This window comes from Streptomyces sp. HUAS 31 (genome assembly GCF_028198125.1).
In the GTDB taxonomy this organism is placed as follows: Bacteria; Actinomycetota; Actinomycetes; order Streptomycetales; family Streptomycetaceae; genus Streptomyces; species Streptomyces chartreusis.
The window spans coordinates 6,857,311-6,875,366 of sequence record NZ_CP116353.1; the positions used below are offsets into that span (position 1 = coordinate 6,857,311).

16 protein-coding genes are annotated in these 18,056 nt (G+C 70.4%); 11 read left to right on the forward strand and 5 right to left on the reverse strand.

Features of this window, described 5'->3' with window-relative positions; all coding sequences use genetic code 11:
• The first annotated feature begins 62 nt into the window (after positions 1-62).
• Entirely contained in the window at positions 63-599 is a 537-nt protein-coding gene (locus PGH47_RS30685; protein WP_030953019.1) for a hypothetical protein, read from the forward strand.
• Here PGH47_RS30685 and PGH47_RS30690 read toward each other — a convergent pair.
• Positions 589-1,752 carry a serine hydrolase domain-containing protein gene (locus PGH47_RS30690; RefSeq protein WP_271666059.1) on the reverse strand — a complete coding sequence of 388 codons (1,164 nt, stop codon included), beginning with the start codon at positions 1,750-1,752 and terminating at the stop codon, positions 589-591. The two genes, PGH47_RS30685 and PGH47_RS30690, sit on opposite strands and share 11 nt — an antisense overlap.
• A gap of 287 nt (positions 1,753-2,039) precedes the next feature.
• On the opposite strand from PGH47_RS30690, the gene PGH47_RS30695 reads away from it, so the two are divergent.
• Positions 2,040-3,755, forward strand: coding sequence for an RNA polymerase sigma factor (locus PGH47_RS30695; protein WP_271666060.1), 1,716 nt, complete (start codon positions 2,040-2,042; stop codon positions 3,753-3,755).
• Positions 3,756-3,881: 126 nt separating this feature from the next.
• On the opposite strand, the gene PGH47_RS30700 is transcribed toward PGH47_RS30695, so the two are convergent.
• Both PGH47_RS30700 and PGH47_RS30705 read right to left on the reverse strand, forming a co-directional pair.
• Positions 3,882-4,571 (reverse strand): glycerophosphodiester phosphodiesterase, encoded by a 690-nt coding sequence (locus PGH47_RS30700; protein WP_271666061.1) that lies wholly within the window; start codon positions 4,569-4,571, stop codon positions 3,882-3,884.
• Positions 4,572-4,626: 55 nt separating this feature from the next.
• Positions 4,627-5,787: an adenosine deaminase gene (locus PGH47_RS30705; RefSeq protein ID WP_271668188.1), complete on the reverse strand. Its 1,161-nt coding sequence runs from the start codon at positions 5,785-5,787 to the stop codon at positions 4,627-4,629.
• A 56-nt stretch (positions 5,788-5,843) separates the two neighbouring features.
• Here PGH47_RS30705 and PGH47_RS30710 point away from each other — a divergent pair, with 56 nt between their 5' ends.
• Positions 5,844-6,635 (forward strand): DUF4190 domain-containing protein, encoded by a 792-nt coding sequence (locus PGH47_RS30710; protein WP_271666062.1) that lies wholly within the window; start codon positions 5,844-5,846, stop codon positions 6,633-6,635.
• A gap of 136 nt (positions 6,636-6,771) precedes the next feature.
• Here the strand turns inward: PGH47_RS30710 and PGH47_RS30715 are convergent, their stop codons facing one another.
• Entirely contained in the window at positions 6,772-7,362 is a 591-nt protein-coding gene (locus PGH47_RS30715; protein WP_271666063.1) for an NADAR family protein, read from the reverse strand.
• 167 nt (positions 7,363-7,529) lie between these two features.
• On the opposite strand from PGH47_RS30715, the gene PGH47_RS30720 reads away from it, so the two are divergent.
• The 8 genes from PGH47_RS30720 (at position 7,530) to PGH47_RS30755 (ending at position 17,281) form a co-directional block, all read left to right on the forward strand.
• On the forward strand, positions 7,530-9,065 hold the full coding sequence (locus PGH47_RS30720; RefSeq protein ID WP_271666064.1) for a gamma-aminobutyraldehyde dehydrogenase: 1,536 nt from the start codon (positions 7,530-7,532) through the stop codon (positions 9,063-9,065).
• Between the two features lie 71 nt (positions 9,066-9,136).
• Positions 9,137-10,384, forward strand: a complete 1,248-nt coding sequence (locus PGH47_RS30725; RefSeq protein WP_271666065.1) for a polyamine ABC transporter substrate-binding protein — start codon at positions 9,137-9,139, stop codon at positions 10,382-10,384.
• 7 nt (positions 10,385-10,391) lie between these two features.
• A complete protein-coding gene (locus PGH47_RS30730; RefSeq protein ID WP_271666066.1) occupies positions 10,392-11,537 on the forward strand; it encodes an ABC transporter ATP-binding protein in 1,146 nt (381 codons plus the stop codon).
• Complete coding sequence (locus PGH47_RS30735; protein WP_107902327.1) at positions 11,537-12,463, forward strand: ABC transporter permease; 927 nt, start codon at positions 11,537-11,539, stop codon at positions 12,461-12,463. Before PGH47_RS30730 ends, PGH47_RS30735 begins: the two co-directional genes overlap by 1 nt.
• Complete coding sequence (locus PGH47_RS30740; protein WP_271666067.1) at positions 12,464-13,264, forward strand: ABC transporter permease; 801 nt, start codon at positions 12,464-12,466, stop codon at positions 13,262-13,264.
• Between the two features lie 22 nt (positions 13,265-13,286).
• The gene (locus PGH47_RS30745) at positions 13,287-14,714 is read left to right on the forward strand and encodes an NAD(P)/FAD-dependent oxidoreductase (RefSeq protein WP_271666068.1); all 1,428 of its coding nucleotides are present in this window, start codon (positions 13,287-13,289) and stop codon (positions 14,712-14,714) included.
• Positions 14,715-14,843: 129 nt separating this feature from the next.
• Positions 14,844-15,290: a hypothetical protein gene (locus PGH47_RS30750; RefSeq protein ID WP_271666069.1), complete on the forward strand. Its 447-nt coding sequence runs from the start codon at positions 14,844-14,846 to the stop codon at positions 15,288-15,290.
• 197 nt (positions 15,291-15,487) lie between these two features.
• Positions 15,488-17,281, forward strand: a complete 1,794-nt coding sequence (locus PGH47_RS30755) for a chitinase (protein WP_271666070.1) — start codon at positions 15,488-15,490, stop codon at positions 17,279-17,281.
• Here the strand turns inward: PGH47_RS30755 and PGH47_RS30760 are convergent.
• Complete coding sequence (locus PGH47_RS30760) at positions 17,220-18,053, reverse strand: phosphatase PAP2 family protein (RefSeq protein ID WP_443048621.1); 834 nt, start codon at positions 18,051-18,053, stop codon at positions 17,220-17,222. The two genes, PGH47_RS30755 and PGH47_RS30760, sit on opposite strands and share 62 nt — an antisense overlap.
• Between the last annotated feature and the right edge of the window lie 3 nt (positions 18,054-18,056).

Below are 18,056 nucleotides of genomic sequence, written 5' to 3' on the forward strand. Positions count from 1 at the left end.
GTTCGGGCTGTACTGCAAGTATCTGTTTTGAACGTGTTCAACTCCAGGCGTACGCTTCACTCATGAGCGACAGAGCCGCCCTGCTCAAGGGCATCCGCGTCTGGCTGGCCTTCTTCGTCGTCTGCCTGGTGCTCAGCGGCGCCACGGCCTTCCCCCTCGTCCACGAACTGCGCTGGACCGAGGACCTGTTGCGCGCCCTGTCCGTCCAGGACCACCTGCCCGGCCTCACGGACTGGATCGAGCGCGTCCGGCGCGGCCTCGACACCGCCGACGCCGAGTACCCGTTCCTGCTCTACGGCACGGACTGGCTGGCCTTCGCCCACCTCGTGATCGCCGTCGCCTTCTACGGGCCCTACCGCGATCCCGTCCGCAACATCTGGGTCGTCGAGTTCGGGATGATCGCCTGCGCCGGCATCGTCCCGCTGGCCCTGATCTGCGGGCCGATCCGCGGCATCCCGCTGTGGTGGTCGGTGATCGACATGTCCTTCGGTGTCTTCGGGGTGATCCCGCTGTACGTCGTGCGCAGGAGGATCAAGCGGCTGGAGGCGCTGACCGAGCCGTCGGCGCCCCCGGCCGCTGCCGCCGCCGTCAGCGGTTGAACGCCGGGAAGGCGAAGCGCTGGGCGATGGCCAGGCCGTCGCCCTTCGCGTCGGTGGAGTTGACGGAGTAGACGACCGTCCGGGACAGGTCACGGGTGGCCGCGATCACGGTGTGATAGCCGGGCCGGGCACCCGTCTTGCCCCAGATCTCCTTGCCGTTGAGTTCGAAGCGCTCCAGCGAGGCCCCCATCGTGGCCCCGTCGATGTCGGGGACCGTGAACATCTCCTCCAGTTGCGGCTCGGGCACCGCCTGGCCGCGGAACAGCGCGAACAGCAGCCGCTCCAGATCGGCCGTGGTGGAGATCAGGTCGCCGGCCGCGAACCGGTCGGACATGTTCCACTCGGTCACGTCGACCAGCTTGCCGTCGATCCAGTCGTAGCCGCGGTTGTGCGGCCCGTGGATCCGCGGGTCGGGGCCCGCCGGGAACGAGGTGTTCCGCATGCCGAGCGGGCGGAAGATCCGTACGGCCGCCTGATGGGCGTAGGAGTCGCCGGTGACCTTCTCGATCAGCAGGCCCAGCACGGTGTAGTGGATGTTGCCGTACCGCTGGAACTCGCCGGGCGCGTGGTCCGGGTCGGGGCCCTTCGCGACCGACGCGGCCACCACCTCCTCGGGGGTCAGCGTCTCGAAGCGGTGCGGGTAGCCGTCGTCGACGTCCTCGCCGAGGGACGCCCCCGGCTGGAGGCCGCTGGTGAAGTTCAGCAACTGCCTTACGGTGATGGGCGCGAAGTCCTTCGTGAGCAGCCCCGGCAGGTACTGCTGCACGGTCCCGTCGAGCGAGATCCGTCCCTCGGCGGCCAGTTGCAGCACGATCGCCGAGGTCACGATCTTCGTTGTCGAACCGGCGCGGAACCGGGCGTTCTCCAGCGCCGGCGCCCCGGTCCGCATGTCCCGCACGCCGGCCGCGCCGTGCCAGCTGCCCTTGCCGCCGACCCGGATCAGCGCGGCCGTGGCGTCCTTGTCGGGCAGCCCCGCCAGCGCGGCGCACAGGGCCCGCACGTCCGGGCCGTCCGGCGACGCGGCCTCGATCGCACGCGCGGAGCAGGACGACGGCGATGCGGGACGTGCCGACGCCGTCCCGGCCAGCGGCAGCACGGTCAGGCTCAGGGCGAGCGCGGAGGTGAGGAGGGCGGGAAGCGGGCGTACGGGCATCGAATGCTCCTGAGGTCGGTGGGAGGTCCGTGATCATCCTCGGGCGGTACGGGCCCGGCCGGATCGTCGGTGAGGAGGGGCTCGCACCCTGGGCGATCCCGGAGCAAGTGCCTTACGGGGCAAGGGTGTTGTGGGGGATGGCCCTTACGGGCCCGGCGGTGGGCCGTCGTGGAGGGCCGAGCGGCAGCGCCAAAACGGGCCGAGCGGCAGCGCCGAAAAGTGTTATCGCCGCCCTCGCTCTGCCGTCTCCCTTGGCGTCCCCACCCTCCACACTCGGGAGCCCTGCGATGTCCCGCCCGTACCGGAAGCGGAATGTGATCTCCGAGTGGCGCTCCACCGTCGCGGCGGCGCAGGCCGGGGACCGGCAGGCGCTGGACGAACTGGTCGAGGGCTGGCTGCCGCTGGTCTACAACGTGGTCGGACGGGCCCTGAACGGCCATGCCGACGTCGACGACGTCGTCCAGGAGACCATGCTGCGCGCCGTCGGCAACCTGGGCTCGCTGCGGGACCCGGACAACTTCCGCTCCTGGCTCGTCGCCATCGCCGTGCGGCAGATACGGGACCGCGCCCGCCGCAGAGAGCCCGCACGGCTCGACGATTCCGCCGCCCACGAGGCCGGAGACTTCGCCGAACTGACCGTGCTGCGGCTCCAGTTGGAGGGGCAGCGGCGCGAGGTCGCGGAGGCGGTGCGCTGGCTGGACGGGGAGGACCGGCAGCTGCTGTCGCTGTGGTGGCTGGAGGTCGCGGGCGAGCTGACCCGGCGTGAGCTGGCGGCCGCGGCCGGGATCAGCAGGCAGCACGCCGCGGTGCGCGTGCAGCGCGTCAAGGAGCGGCTGGAGACCGCGCGAGGCATCGTGCGGGCCCTGGACGGCGCCCGCCCCGATCCGCTGGACCGTGCCCGCCCCGACCCGCCGGACGGCGTCTGCCCGGACCTGCGTGGGCTGACCGCCCGCTGGAACGGCCGACCCGACTCGGTCTGGCGCAAGCGGCTGGCCCGGCACATCAGAGGCTGCGGTTACTGCGGCGACACCCCCGAGGCCGTCGTACCGGCGGAACGCCTGCTCGTCGGCATCGCGCTCGTCCCGGTCCCGGTCGGCTTCACGCTGTCCCTGGCGTTCGGCGGCAAGTCGGCGGCCGCGGCGACCGCGGCCTCCGTCGGCTGGTCGGCCAAGGTGATGGCCGCCCTCACCCAGCCGGCCGTGGCGGTGACGGCCGGAGCGACGCTCGTCGCGGGCGGGGCCTTCGTCGTGACGCAGCCGCCGGACAGCCCGCCGACCGCGACGCCCCCCGCGGCATCGAGCACGCCCCGCGGGCCGTCGCCCGCACTCCCCGTGACACCGGCGTCCACGCCCTCGCCGTCCCCGACGCCGTCGCGGAAGGCCGAGCTGTACGGCACGGTCGTCGACGCCGTCGAGCCGGCCCCGGATCCGAACGTCGTGCCCGGGGCCCTGCCGCACCGCCCCGAGTCCGGCATCACCAGCACCTGGGGTGCGAAGGCCGTCATGCAGCACCGGGGCGAAGCGGTGACGCTCAGCGGCCGGGGCTATGTCCTGGTGCGCTGGCAGATCTCCCCGCAGTCACGGCCCGGCACACTGGTCATGCCGACCTGGACCGGCCTTGAGGGCGAGCTGTTCCATGTCGCCTCGGGCGGCGGCCGCCGTATGGACGACACCACCGGTCCGGACACCACCGGGATGGGCAGCCCCGCCACCGGGTACACGGTCCTGCCGGACGGCACTCAGCAGATGTGGCAGAACGAGTACTTCTACCTCGACGGCTCGGTCACGCTCCACCAGAACGAACGGGGCGCCGACTACGGCGTGATCGTCTTCCCGTCCACCTGGGCGGTGGCCGACAAGGACCTGCGAACCGGCCCCGACCAGGGAGCGATCCGGTACGGCCGCGTCCGTGACACCGGCCAGGACACCGCGCCGGTCCCGCAGTATCTGACCCGCGAGACGCCCACCGATCCGGCGACGGTGGCACAGCGCACGCGCGTGTAGCCGGCGACCGGGTCGGCGAGACCACTGCGGTTCGACAACGCCCGCATGGGGCGCGGGGGACTGCGTGACCGGCCACGGCGGCGCCGCGGACGAGCGGCTGCACGACGCGGCACTTCCGGCGAAGGCTCAGCCGCCGCGCAGCCGCGCCGCCAGGAGGACGTCGAGGCGGTTCGTGGTGATCGAGTCGACGCCGAGATCCAGGAGACGGCGGATCGAGCGGCGGGTGTCCGGGGTCCAGACGGAGAGCAGATGGCCGCCCCGGTGGACGCGCTCGGCGAGGGCGTGGTCGACCAGGGCGAAGCGGTAGTTCAGCCAGCGCGGGCGCACCGCGTCCAGCAGGGCGGGGCGCGGGGGCGCCAGCGTCGTCCAGGTCAGGGCGATCTCCGCGGTCGGGTCGGCCTCCCGCACGGCGAGCATGGCGGCGGCGTCCGCGCAGTAGTACACGCGGTCCTGGGCCCCGCACTCCCGCACGACGTCCGCGATCCGGCGGGCCGCCCGGACATCGGGCCTGCCCGGCAGGTCGAGCATCACCCGGGTCCCCTCGCACACCGCGAGGGCCTCGGCCAGCGTCGGCACCCCGCCCTCCGTCAGCCCCCGCACCTCGGCCGCCGACAGCGCGCGCAGCGGCCGGTCCTGCTCCCACAGCCGCTTCAGCGTCTCGTCGTGCAGCAGTACGGGCACGCCGTCCCTGGTGAGGCGCACGTCGATCTCCACCGCGTCCGCGCCGAGGGCGAGCGCGGAGCGCAGGGAGTCGAGCGTGTTCTCGCGGACGCGATAGGGGTCGCCGCGGTGGGCCACGGCGGTCACGTTCAGCATGAGGACATTCTGGTGGGGGAGGGGCCGGCGTGGAGACGTGCGGGGCGGGTGGGGCTCAGGGCGCGAGCCACCCGGCCGTGTACGTGTCGATCTCCTCGGCGATCCGGGCCTTGCCGGGCTCGTCGAGGAAGGACGCGGTCACGGCGTTCTTCGCGAGGTCGGCGAGGCCCCGCTCGTCGAGGTCGAGGAGCCGGGCGGCGACCGCGTACTCGTTGTTGAGGTCGGTGCCGAACATGGGCGGGTCGTCGGAGTTGATCGTGACGATGATCCCGGCCTTGGCGAATTCCTTGATCGGGTGCTCGTCCAGGGTGCGCACCGCGCGCGTGGCGATGTTGGAGGTCGGGCACACCTCCAGCGCGATCCGGTGCTCGGCGAGATGGGCGAGCAGCTTCGGGTCCTGCGCGGAGCTGGTGCCGTGTCCGATGCGCTCCGCGCGCAGGTGGGTGAGGGCGTCCCAGACCGTCTCCGGGCCGGTCGTCTCACCGGCGTGCGGCACCGAGTGCAGGCCGGCGGCGATGGCCCGGTCGAAGTACGGCTTGAACTGCGGCCGCGGTACGCCGATCTCGGGCCCGCCGAGCCCGAAGGAGACCAGGCCCTCCGGGCGCAGCCGGTCGTCGGTGGCGAGCCGCGCGGTCTCCTCGGCGGATTCCAGACCGGCCTCGCCGGGGATGTCGAAGCACCAGCGCAGCACGGTGCCGAACTCCGCCTCGGCCGCCTCGCGGGCGTCCTCGATCGCCGCCATGAAGGCGCGCTCGTCGATGCCGCGGCGGGTGGAGGAGAACGGCGTGATGGTCAGCTCGGCGTAGCGCACCTGCTGCCGGGCCAGGTCACGCGCCACCTCGTACGTCAGCAGCCGTACGTCCTCCGGGGTGCGGATCAGGTCCACGACGGACAGGTACACGTCGATGAAGTGCGCGAAGTCCGTGAAGGTGAAGTAGTCCGCCAGGGCCTCCGGGTCGGTGGGGACCTTGGAGTCGGGGTGGCGGGCGGCGAGTTCCGCGACGATGCGGGGGGAGGCGGAGCCGACGTGGTGGACGTGCAGCTCGGCCTTGGGCAGTCCGGCGATGAAGGCGTGCAGATCGCGCGGGACGCGGGCGTCGACGAGATGGTCGGTCAAGGTTCCTCCCCGGAACGGCGCCCTCCGTCCGGTTCGTGGCCGGCGGGGCGCGGTGATCGGCTGATCGGTGACTCGGGGATCATCGTAGGCCGGGCCCACGGCGCCCATGCCAGGGCCTTAGCATGACGGGACGTACGACAGAGGGGATCCCGCGCATGTCCGACGACGCGCAGACGCCGGAAGCGCCGGAGGTATCGGGGGAGGCGTCGAAGACCTCGCTCGACAAGCAGGCCGCGCCGTCGCGTCCTGCCGAGCCCGCGGGGCCCGGACACACTCTTGTCTCGAACGACACTCCGGCCTGGGCCGCGCCTTCGGTGCACGATCAGCGGACGGTCACGTCGATGCCGGGCGCCGGTGCGGCGGGGGAGCCGCAGGATGCCGTGCCCGCGCCGCGGTGGGTGAATCCCTCACCGGCGCCGCAGCCCGCGGCCGATCCGTTCGCGCCGCCGGGTGCCACGCCGGTGAACCCCTTCGTACCGCCGACGGCATCCGTCCCCTACGCCGCCCATGGCGAGCCCGTCCCTCCGCCGCCGATCGCCCCCGACGGGCCGGGGCAGGTTCCGTACGGCTACCCGGGCGGGGCCGGCTATCCGACCGTGGGTACGGGCGGAGCCGGGTACCCCGGGCCCGGCGGCCCCGGCTATCCCGCTCCCGGTCCGGGTGGCGCCGGCTACTACGGCTGGCCCGGCATGCACCCCATGCCGAGCAACGGCATGGGGACGGCCGGGCTGGTGCTCGGGATCATCTCCGCCGTGATCTTCTGCCTGTGGCCGGTTGCCATCGTGGTGGGCGTGCTCGCCGTGATCTTCGGGGCGATCGGGCGCGGCAAGGCGCGTCGCGGCGAGGCGACGAATCCGGGGCAGGCGCTGGCCGGGATCATCTGCGGCGCGGCGGGTGTGGCCCTGGGCCTGGGCATGCTGGTGCTGGTGGTCGCGACGAACATGTAGACGACGGATACGTAGACGACGGATACGTGGACGACGGATACGTGGACGACGGATACGTGGACGACGGATACGCGTGGACGACGGATACGTGGACGACGCATATGCAGACGAATATGCAGGGGAGGCGTCGGGCGGGCTAGCAGCCCAGCCGCAGTCGCTCCCGCGCCTCCATCAGCGCGAACCCCAGCAGATTCGGCCCCCGCCACCGCTCAGGATCGTCGGCCCCCTCGTCCCGCGCCGCCAGGCCGATGCCCCACACCCGGTCCACCGGGCTCGCCTCGACCAGTACGCGGTCGCCGGTCCCCAGCAGGAATGCGCTCAGCTCCGGATGCGCGCCGAATTTGTGGACCGACCCCTCGACGACTATGCGGAACCGCTCCCGCTCCCACACCGCGTTGTCGAACCCCCGCACCAGCCGCCCGGCCTTCTTCGCCAGGGACGGGTGGTCCGCGGCCAGCGCCTGCCGCTCCGCGTCCGCGTCTTTGAAGAGCCGCGCCTTCTCCGCCATCATCCAGTGCTCGGCCGTCGCGTACGACACGCCGGACACCGTGAACGGCGACGGCCACCACTGACTCAGGCAGCTCGCGCCGACACGGCCGTCGGGCAGCGGGCGGTGTCCCCAGAAGTGGAGATACTTGATCCTCGCCCCCGAGCGGACCTCCCGGATCAGGACATCCCAAGAATCGATCTTCGCCATGTGGCCGAGTCTGGCACGCACCACCGACATTCCGTCCTAGGTTTTCCAGGCCCACTCGACACCTGGTCGACAGATTCCGTCGCGTAACCAAAAGGCAACAACGGAATCACTTGTTGGAGTCCCTCTGCTCTGTCAGGATCGGCACTCAATTCGAGCCCGAGCCACGCCGGCCCCTGATGGGGCACGGAGGGAGCGACATGCACAACCCGGGCACCGACACCCCGGAACGATTCCCGGCCCAGGACCGCTTCGCGGACGGCGCGCAGTTCATCGCGGGCCGGTACACGAAGGGCACCTCGGGACGTACGCACGCCGTCGTCGACCCCGCCACCGGCGAGGAGGTGTACACGTACGAGCTGGCCGGTGCGGATGACGTCGACGCGGCGGTCGCCGCCGCCCGGGCCGCCTTCCCCGGCTGGTCCGGCGCCACCCCCGGCGAGCGTTCCGACGCGCTGCACCGCTTCGCCGCCGTGCTCGCCGAACGCGCCGAGGAGTTCGCCCGCGCGGAGTCCCTCCAGTGCGGCAAGCCGCTGAAGCTGACGCGTGAGTTCGACGTCCCCGGGACCATCGACAACACCGCCTTCTTCGCCGGCGCCGCACGGCATCTCCAGGGCCAGTCGGCCGGCGAGTACTCCGGCGACCACACCTCGTACGTACGCCGCGAACCCATCGGCGTCGTCGGCTCGATCGCCCCCTGGAACTACCCTCTGCAGATGGCCGCCTGGAAGATCCTCCCGGCGATCGCAGCGGGCAACACCATCGTGCTGAAGCCCGCCGAGCTCACCCCGCTGACCTCGCTCCTGTTCGCCCAGGCCGCCACCGACGCCGGCATCCCGGACGGGGTCGTCAACATCGTCACCGGCACCGGCAAGGAAGCCGGCGAGCGTCTCGTCGGTCACCCCGACGTCGCCATGACCTCCTTCACCGGCTCCACCGCCGTCGGCAAGCGTGTCGCCGAGATCGCGACCGCCACCGTCAAGCGGATCCACCTGGAGCTCGGCGGCAAGGCGCCGTTCGTGGTCTTCGACGACGCCGACCTGGAGGCCGCCGCCAACGGCGCCGTCGCGGGCTCGCTCATCAACACCGGGCAGGACTGCACGGCCGCCACGCGCGCGTACGTGCAGCGGGGGCTGTACGACGCGTTCGTCGAGCGCACCGCCGAGCTGATGGAGAGCGTCCGGCTCGGCGACCCGTTCGCCGCGGGCACCGACCTCGGGCCGCTCATCTCCCACGTCCAGCGCGACCGGGTCGCCGGCTTCGTCGAGCGTGCGCGTGGCTACGCGCGCGTGGTGACCGGCGGCGCCGCGCCCAAGGGGGAGCTGGAGGACGGCGCGTACTATCTGCCCACGCTCGTCGCCGACGCCGCCCAGGACAGCGAGATCGTCCAGTCCGAGATCTTCGGCCCGGTACTCGTCGTTCTCCCGTTCGACAGCGACGATGAGGGGATCCGGCTCGCCAACGACACCCCGTACGGGCTGGCCGCCTCCGCGTGGAGTCGCGACGTCTACCGGGCGAACCGCGCCACCCGCGAGATCAAGGCGGGCTGTGTGTGGGTCAACGACCACATCCCGATCATCAGCGAGATGCCGCACGGCGGCTACAAGGCGTCCGGCTTCGGCAAGGACATGTCCGCGTACTCCTTCGAGGAGTACACCCAGATCAAGCACGTCATGTTCGACAACACCGCGGTCGCCGCGAAGGACTGGCACCGCACCGTCTTCGGGGACCGATAGCCAGATCAGCAGGCACGGCCGGCCGCTCGACCCGCGTCCGGCCGTCCCCCTCCCGAAAGGGCACCAAGCGCATGGAGCAGTACGAGCCCGACCGCCTCTCCCCGGCCCAAGTGGCCGCCATGCGGCGCAGCCTGCGCAACGGCCGGGCGGCCATGACCCGCCGCAGCCTGCTGCGCGCCTCCACGGGGGGCGCGCTCGCGCTGGGCGGACTGGGAACACTCAGTGCCTGCGGGATCCCCGCGGCCGGCAAGACCGAGGGCGGCACGTCCTCCGAGGACCACTCGGCGAAGGAGAAGCAGGTCAACTTCTCCAACTGGACCGAGTACATCGACGTGGACGACAGCGGCAAGCGCCATCCGACGCTGGAGCGGTTCGCGAAACGGACCGGCATCAAGGTCAAGTACACCGAGGACATCAACGACAACAACGAGTTCTTCGGCAAGGTCAAGCCGCAGCTCGCGGCCGGTCAGGACACCGGCCGGGACATCATCGTCCTCACCGACTGGCTCGCCGCCCGCCTGATACGCCTCGGGTGGGTCCAGAAACTGGACGCGGCCAACCTGCCGCACGCCTTCGCCAACCTGTCCCAGCAGTTCCGCGACCCCGACTGGGACCCGGGACGGGCGTACTCCTACCCCTGGCAGGGCATCTCGACCGTCATCGCCTACAACAAGAAGGCGCTCGACGGCGTCGAGGTGAAGTCGCTCTCCGACCTGCTCGACAACCCCAAGCTCAAGGGGCGTGTCGGCCTGCTCACCGAGATGCGCGACACCATCGGCATGACGCTGCTCGACATGGACAAGGACCCGGCGAAGTTCACCGACGACGACTACGACGCCGCCGTCGCCCGGCTCCAGAAGGCCGTCGACAGCAAGCAGATCCGCCGGTTCACCGGCAACGACTACACCTCCGACCTCAGCAGCGGCGACTTCGCGGCCTGCCTCGCCTGGGCCGGCGACGTCGTACAGCTGAAGGCCGACAGCCCGGACATCGACTTCCTGATCCCGGACAGCGGCTACATGACGTCGAGCGACAACATGCTCATCCCCAACAAGGCCCGTCACAAGACGAACGCCGAGCGGCTCATCGACTTCTACTACGAGCCGAAGGCCGCGGCGGAGCTCGCCGCCTACATCAACTTCGTCTGTCCGGTGGAGGGCGTGAAGGAAGAGCTCGCGAAGATCGACGAGGACGCGGCGAACAACCCGCTGATCCTCCCCGACAAGGCCATGCAGGCCGCCTCCCGTGCCTTCCGCTCCCTGAGCTCGAAGGAAGAGACGGCCTACGAAGAGAAGTTCGCGAAGCTCACAGGGGCGTGACCACACCATGACCAACGACACCAGCGGCGACGTCCGCCTCTCCGGCATAGCCAAGACCTACGGCTCCTTCACCGCCGTGCACCCGCTCGACCTCACCGTGCCCCAGGGCTCCTTCTTCGCCCTGCTCGGCGCCTCCGGCTGCGGCAAGACCACCACCCTGCGCATGATCGCCGGTCTGGAGGAGCCCAGCGGCGGCACCGTCCACCTCGGCGACCAGAACGTCACGGCCCTGCCGCCCTACAAGCGGCCGGTCAATACGGTCTTCCAGTCCTACGCCCTCTTCCCGCACCTCGACATCTTCGAGAACGTCGCCTTCGGCCTGCGCCGGCGCGGCATCAAGTCGGTGAAGAAGCAGGTCGAGGACATGCTCGAACTCGTCCAGCTCGGCGAGCAGGCCCGCAAGAAACCGCACCAGCTGTCGGGTGGCCAGCAGCAGCGCGTCGCCGTTGCCCGCGCGCTCATCAACCACCCCAAGGTGCTCCTCCTCGACGAGCCCCTCGGCGCCCTCGACCTCAAGCTGCGCCGCCAGATGCAGCTGGAGCTCAAGCGCATCCAGACCGAGGTCGGCATCACCTTCGTCCATGTCACGCACGACCAGGAGGAGGCCATGACGATGGCCGACACGGTCGCCGTGATGAACGCGGGCCGCGTCGAGCAGCTCGGCTCCCCGACCGACCTCTACGAGAACCCGCGCACGACCTTCGTCGCCAACTTCCTCGGCACCTCCAACTTCATCGAGGCCGAGGTCGACTCCAAGAGCGGCGACGACATCGTGCTGAAGGCGGGCGGCGGCAAGCTGGTCCTGCCCGAGGCGCGATGTTCCGCGCCCACGACGACCGGCGGCAAGGTGCTGGTCGGCGTACGCCCGGAGAAGATCTCCCTCGTCCCCGCCGAGGACGCGGGCGAGATACCCGAGGGCCGCAACCGCATCACCGGCAGGATCGCCGACTCCTCCTTCATCGGCGTCTCCACGCAGTACGTCATCGACAGCCCCGTCTGCCCCGAGTTCGAGGTCTACGCCCAGAACATCGACCGCGACACCCGGCTCGTGCCCGGCGCCGAGGTCGTCCTGCACTGGAACCCGGCGCACACCTTCGGCCTCGACGCGTCCCAGGACATCGACGCCGGCATCCAGGAAGAGGCGGGGGTCTGATGGCGACAGTCACCGAGGCGCCACCCCTGGCGCCGACTCCCGAGGAACCGAAACCACCGCGCAAGAGGGGGCGCTGGACGCCGTACTGGCTCCTGCTCCCCGGCATCCTGTGGCTGCTGATCTTCTTCGCGATGCCGATGATCTACCAGGCCTCCACGTCGGTGCAGACGGGCTCCCTGGAGGAGGGCTACAAGGTCACCTGGCACTTCGCGACCTACTGGGACGCCCTGTCCGAGTACTACCCGCAGTTCCTGCGCTCGGTGCTCTACGCCGGCTCGGCGACGATCCTGTGCCTGCTCCTCGGCTACCCGCTGGCGTACCTCATCGCCTTCCGCGCGGGCCGCTGGCGGAACCTGATCATGATCCTGGTGATCGCGCCGTTCTTCACCAGCTTCCTGATCCGCACCCTCGCCTGGAAGACGATCCTCGCGGACGGCGGCCCGGTCGTCGGCGCCCTCAACACGCTGCACGTCCTGGACGTCACCAGCTGGCTCGGCATGACCGAGGGCGACCGCGTGCTGGCCACGCCGCTCGCGGTGGTCTGCGGTCTGACGTACAACTTCCTGCCGTTCATGGTGCTGCCGCTCTACACCTCGCTGGAGCGCATCGACCCACGGCTGCACGAGGCCGCCGGCGACCTGTACGCGAGGCCCGTCACCACCTTCCGCCGGGTCACCTTCCCGCTGTCGATGCCGGGCGTCGTCTCCGGCACGCTGCTGACCTTCATCCCGGCGGCCGGTGACTACGTCAACGCGGACCTGCTGGGCTCCACCGACACCCGCATGGTCGGCAACGTCATCCAGACGCAGTTCCTGCGGATCCTGGACTATCCGACGGCCGCGGCCCTGTCCTTCATCCTCATGGCCGCCATCCTCGTCATGGTGACGCTCTACATCCGCAGGTCCGGCACGGAGGATCTGGTTTAAATGACGGTCGTCAACTGGTTCAAGCGCAATCTCGTCGTCATCGCGGGACTGCTGACGCTTTCCTATCTCCTGCTTCCCAACGTCATTGTGACGATCTTCTCCTTCAACAAACCGAAGGGGCGTTTCAATTACCAGTGGCAGGAGTTCTCCACGGCCGCCTGGCGCGACCCGTGCGGAGTCTCCGACATGTGCGGCTCGCTGTCGGTCAGCCTCCAGATCGCGTTCTGGGCGACGCTCGGCGCCACGCTGCTGGGCACCCTGATCGCCTTCGCGCTGGTCCGCTACCGCTTCCGCGCACGCGGCGCCGTGAACTCGCTGATCTTCCTGCCGATGGCCATGCCCGAGGTCGTCATGGCCGCCTCGCTGCTCACCCTGTTCCTCAACCTGGGTGCTCAGCTCGGCTTCTGGACGATCCTCATCGCGCACATCATGTTCTGCCTGAGCTTCGTCGTCACCGCCGTCAAGGCACGCGTGATGTCGATGGACCCGAGGCTGGAGCAGGCCGCGCAGGACCTGTACGCCGGACCGGTCCAGACGTTCATCAGGGTCACCCTGCCGATCGCCGCCCCCGGCATCGCGGCGGGCGCGATGCTCGCCTTCGCGCTCTCCTTCGACGATTTCATCATCACCAATTTCAACGCGGGCTCGACCGTCACCTTCCCGATGTTCGTCTGGGGCTCGGCGCAGCGCGGAACGCCCGTTCAGATCAATGTCATCGGTACGGCCATGTTCATCATCGCCGTACTGTTCGTCCTGGTCTCCATGGCCATCGGAAACCGCCGTAAGAAGCAAAAGGCATAAGCCTCTGTAGGGAGTTGAAATCATGGCCCCAAGCGCCATGAGTTCTGGCAATCACTGGACGAAAGCACTATCGGAAGCCCAGCCGGTCCCGTACTGGCTGGACGACCCCGGCCGCCCCCGCCCCGAGCCCGCCCTCACCACCGCCGAGACCTGTGACCTGCTGGTCGTCGGCGGCGGCTACAGCGGACTGTGGACCGCGCTCATCGCCAAGGAGCGCGACCCGCAGCGGGAGGTCGTCCTGGTCGAGGGCCGCGAGGTGGGCTGGGCCGCCTCCGGCCGCAACGGCGGCTTCTGCGCCGCGTCCCTCACCCACGGGCTGCCCAACGGGCTGACCCGCTGGCCGGACGAGATCCACAAGTTGGAGGAGCTGGGCGCCCGCAACCTCGACGAGATCGAGAGCGCGGTCGCCCGCTACTCCCTGGACTGCGACTTCGAGCGCACCGGCGAGATCGACGTCGCCACCGAGACGTACCAGGCGCGGGAACTGCGCGAGTGGTACGAGGAGCTGCGCGAGAAGGGCCTCGCCGACGGGGTCGAGTTCCTGGACGCCGATGCCGTGCGTGCCCAGGTCGACTCACCGACCTTCCAGGCCGGCCTGTACGACCGCCGGGGCGTCGCGATGGTCAACCCGGCCAAGCTGGCCTGGGGCCTGAAGCGGGCGTGCATGGACCTCGGCGTCCGTGTCTACGAGCACACCCCCGCCCTCACCCTGAAGCCGTACGGCGCCGGCATGGCCGTGCGCACCCCGTACGGCCGGATCCGCGCCCGCCAGGTCGCGCTCGGCACGAACATCTTCCCCAGCCTGGTCAAGCGCGTCCGCGCCTACACCGTCCCGGTCTACGACTACGCCCTGATGACCGAGCCGCTCACCGACGACCAGCTCGCGTCGATCGGCTGGAAGAACCGCCAGGGCCTCGGCGACTCGGCGAACCAGTTCCACTACTTCCGCCTCTCCGCCGACAACCGCATCCTGTGGGGCGGCTACGACGCGATCTACCCGTACGGCGGCCGGGTGCGCGCGGAGTACGACGACCGCCCTGAGACGTACGCCAAGCTCGCCGGGCACTTCTTCACCTGCTTCCCGCAGCTGGAGGGCATGCGGTTCACGCACGCGTGGGGCGGTGCCATCGACACCTGCTCGCGCTTCTCGGCGTTCTTCGGCACGGCCCATCAGGGCAAGGTGGCCTACGCGGCGGGCTTCACGGGGCTCGGCGTCGGCGCGACCCGGTTCGGCGCGGACGTGATGCTGGACCTGTTGGCGGGGGAGCGCACGGAGCGCACCGAGCTGGAGATGGTCCGCAAGAAGCCGCTGCCGTTCCCGCCCGAGCCGTTCGCCTGGACCGGTATCGCGCTCACCAAGTGGTCGCTGGCGCGCGCGGACGCGCACGGCGGGCGGCGCAATCTGTGGCTGAAGGCGATGGACAGGCTGGGCCTGGGCTTCGACAGCTGATGACCCGTCGAGTGAGGTGACCTGGATCATTTTTTGAACCGGTCGCGAAAACTCGCGTAATGCCGGCCGGTGACCTCCCTCTCCCTCGTGACGCGATCGGCGTCCACGACAGAGAGGGAGGTCACCGTCATGACAGGGGCGAAAACGGCGGTCGAGTGGCTGGCGTCCGTGGCTCCGAATCCCGAGGCCTGCCGCTGGGAGTGGGAGCGCAATCCCCTCGGGGTGGCCCTGCTGCCCGCCGGCAAGGCCTGGGACGTGCTCATCCTGCCGGGGGAGCTCGGCTATCCCACGCTCGACGTCCTCACCCGCATCATCGACCAACCCGGACCGGTCCTGGTCGACTTCGGCGACTCCCGGATGGGGTTCTTCGTGCCGCCCGGCACGGCCGCGCGCTGGCTCGGCACCGGCATCCGCACGGCCGGGGCCGGCACCTGGATCGTCGTGCCGTACCCGGGCCGGGCCACCGGCGGAGTGCGCTGGCTGGTCACGCCGGACGGCACCGGAACCCTCACCGACCCGGCGCTTCTCGAACTGGCCATGCACGAGGCTGCCGCCGGCTTGGCCGACGACGACTAGGGGGAGCCGCGCTGGGTTGTGTGTCGGCTGCGGGTGCGCTGTGGCTGGTCGCGCCCACGCGGCGGAGCCGCATGTAGATACAGCCCCGCGCCCCTTAAGGGCGTTGCCGAGCCGTCGAATATCTTGACAACCAGGATTGGTCTGGACCAAATTTGGTGCGCTCCACCCCTCCAAATCCCCCATGCCCGGAGGCACTTGTGGACCGCTCCAGATCCCTCGCCTTCCTCACCGCCGCGGCGCTGATCCTGCCCGGCCTCACCGCGCTCTCGTCGGCCGCCCGTGCGGCCGACGCCGACCTCGCCCGCAACGGCGGCTTCGAGTCCGGCCTGGACGGCTGGACCTGTACGGCCGGTACGGCGGTCAACTCCCCCGTCCGCAGCGGCGCCTCCGCGCTCCAGGCGACCCCGGCCGGGTCCGACAACGCCCGGTGCGCGCAGACGGTGACCGTGAAGCCGGACTCCCAGTACACGCTGTCCGGATACGTCCGCGGCGCCTACGTCTACCTCGGCGCGAGCGGCACCGGCACCACCGACGTATCCGCCTGGACCCAGTCGGCCCCCTCCTGGCAGCAACTGTCGACGACCTTCCGCACGGGCCCCTCCACCACCCGGGTCACCATCTACACCCACGGCTGGTACGGCACCGGCGCCTACCAGGCCGACGACATCTCCCTGGTCGGCCCCGGCGTGGACGCCGGACAGCCGCCCGCGGCACCGACCGGACTGAGGACGGGCGCGATCGCCGCGACCAGCATCGCCCTGTCCTGGTCCCCGGTGGCGGGCGCGACCGGCTACGCGGTCTACCGCAACGGCACCAAGGTCCAGACGGCGACCGGCACTTCGGCGACCGTCGGCGGTCTCACGCCGTCCACCGCGTACAGCTTCCAGGTCGCCGCCGTGAACGACGCGGGCGAGTCGGCGAAGTCGGCCACGGTGACCGCCACGACCATCGCCGGACCGAGCGGCCCGGGCACCGACCTCCCCGCCCACGCCCTGGTCGGCTACCTCCACGCGAGCTTCGCCAACGGCTCCGGCTACACGCGCATGGCCGACGTCCCCGACAGCTGGGACGTCATCGACCTGGCCTTCGGCGAACCCACCTCGGTCACCTCGGGCGACATCCGCTTCGACCGCTGCCCGGTGGCGGAGTGCCCGAACGTCGAGTCCGACGCCGACTTCAAGGCGGCGATCAAGGCCAAGCAGGCGGCCGGCAAGAAGGTCCTCATCTCGATCGGCGGCCAGAACGGCCAGGTGCAGCTGACCACAACGGCCGCCCGGGACACCTTCGTCACGTCGGTCTCGAAGATCATCGACGAGTACGGCCTCGACGGCCTCGACATCGACTTCGAGGGCCACTCGCTGTCCCTGAACGCCGACGACACCGACTTCAAGAACCCGAAGACCCCGGTGATCGTCAACCTCATCGCGGCACTGAAGACCCTCAAGGCCAAGTACGGCGACGACTTCGTGCTGACGATGGCCCCGGAGACGTTCTTCGTCCAGCTCGGCTACCAGTACTACGGCACCGGCCAGTGGGGCGGCCAGGACCCGAGGGCGGGGGCGTACCTCCCGGTCATCCACGCCCTGCGCGACGACCTGACGCTGCTGCATGTCCAGGACTACAACTCGGGCCCGATCATGGGCCTGGACAACCAGTACCACTCCATGGGCGGCGCCGATTTCCACATCGCCATGACCGACATGCTGCTGACCGGCTTCCCGGTCGCCGGCAACGCGAACAACGTCTTCCCGCCGCTGCGCCCCGACCAGGTCGCCATCGGCATGCCGGCGTCGACCAACGCGGGCAACGGTCATGTCCCCCCGGCCGAGGTCACCAAGACCCTCGACTGCCTCACCAAGAAGACCAACTGCGGTTCCTACGCGACCCACGGCACCTGGCCGGCGCTGCGCGGCCTGATGACGTGGTCGATCAACTGGGACCGCTACTCGAACTGGGAGTTCCAGCGGGCGTTCGACGGCTACTTCGGCTGAGGAAGAGCCACAGCAGCGTCATGAGCACCGTGCCGAGGCACCAACTGGCCACCACGTCCAGTGGCCAGTGGTAGCCGCGCCGGACCAGGCCGAAGGCGACGCCCAGGTTGAGGGCGGCGCACAGGACCAGGACGGTGCGGCGGGCGGGCGCGGTGCGCAGCCAGGGGAGGAGGAGCAGGGCCGCGGCGCCGTACGCGACGACCGCCGTGGCCGTGTGGCCCGACGGGTAGTAGCCGGTGGCGGGCGGCACGGCCGGGGTGCCCGGACGGTCGGTCAGTTCCTTGAGGGGGACGATCAGAGCCGGGACCAGGGCCATCAGAAACGCCGCTGCGGCTGCCGGCCACCACCAGTGGTCTGTACCGCTGCGGCGATGCCGCCAGGTGACGTACACCAGGACGACCGCGAGGACCGGCACCGCGACCGGCACATTGCCGAGGTCCGCGAGGAGTTCGGAGAGGCGGTCGGGGTGGATCAGGGCCCGGCTGGCCGCCTCGTCGAGGTCGACCAGCCGGCCGTCGGCCATCACCTGCCAGGTGATGAGCGCGAAGAGAAGGGCCGGAAGCCCGAGAAGGAGAAAGAGGGAGGTCGGCCGCCCCCGAACAGGGGGGGTGGTTCCGGGGCGGCCGTCCGGATCGGATGGTCGCGCGCCCCGGGGGGTTTGGGGCGGGCGACTGTCCGATCGGTGAGGAGATCCGGAGCCGGAAGCTCCGGGTGTGTGCGCGAGGGCACGACCAGGTCGAAGCTGGGGAGGCCACGGCCTGATGTCGCCCAGAGT

What these genes read in the sequence shown, in the direction of transcription:
- PGH47_RS30695 (WP_271666060.1), top strand. Translation starts at nt 2,040, where the DNA reads ATGTCCCGCCCGTACCGGAAGCGGAATGTGATCTCCGAGTGGCGCTCC.
- PGH47_RS30745 (WP_271666068.1), top strand. Translation starts at nt 13,287, where the DNA reads ATGGCCCCAAGCGCCATGAGTTCTGGCAATCACTGGACGAAAGCACTA.
- PGH47_RS30720 (WP_271666064.1), top strand. Translation starts at nt 7,530, where the DNA reads ATGCACAACCCGGGCACCGACACCCCGGAACGATTCCCGGCCCAGGAC.
- PGH47_RS30685 (WP_030953019.1), top strand. Translation starts at nt 63, where the DNA reads ATGAGCGACAGAGCCGCCCTGCTCAAGGGCATCCGCGTCTGGCTGGCC.
- PGH47_RS30740 (WP_271666067.1), top strand. Translation starts at nt 12,464, where the DNA reads ATGACGGTCGTCAACTGGTTCAAGCGCAATCTCGTCGTCATCGCGGGA.
- PGH47_RS30725 (WP_271666065.1), top strand. Translation starts at nt 9,137, where the DNA reads ATGGAGCAGTACGAGCCCGACCGCCTCTCCCCGGCCCAAGTGGCCGCC.
- PGH47_RS30700 (WP_271666061.1), bottom strand. Translation starts at nt 4,571, where the DNA reads ATGCTGAACGTGACCGCCGTGGCCCACCGCGGCGACCCCTATCGCGTC.
- PGH47_RS30715 (WP_271666063.1), bottom strand. Translation starts at nt 7,362, where the DNA reads ATGTCGGTGGTGCGTGCCAGACTCGGCCACATGGCGAAGATCGATTCT.
- PGH47_RS30710 (WP_271666062.1), top strand. Translation starts at nt 5,844, where the DNA reads ATGTCCGACGACGCGCAGACGCCGGAAGCGCCGGAGGTATCGGGGGAG.
- PGH47_RS30730 (WP_271666066.1), top strand. Translation starts at nt 10,392, where the DNA reads ATGACCAACGACACCAGCGGCGACGTCCGCCTCTCCGGCATAGCCAAG.
- PGH47_RS30735 (WP_107902327.1), top strand. Translation starts at nt 11,537, where the DNA reads ATGGCGACAGTCACCGAGGCGCCACCCCTGGCGCCGACTCCCGAGGAA.
- PGH47_RS30690 (WP_271666059.1), bottom strand. Translation starts at nt 1,752, where the DNA reads ATGCCCGTACGCCCGCTTCCCGCCCTCCTCACCTCCGCGCTCGCCCTG.
- PGH47_RS30750 (WP_271666069.1), top strand. Translation starts at nt 14,844, where the DNA reads ATGACAGGGGCGAAAACGGCGGTCGAGTGGCTGGCGTCCGTGGCTCCG.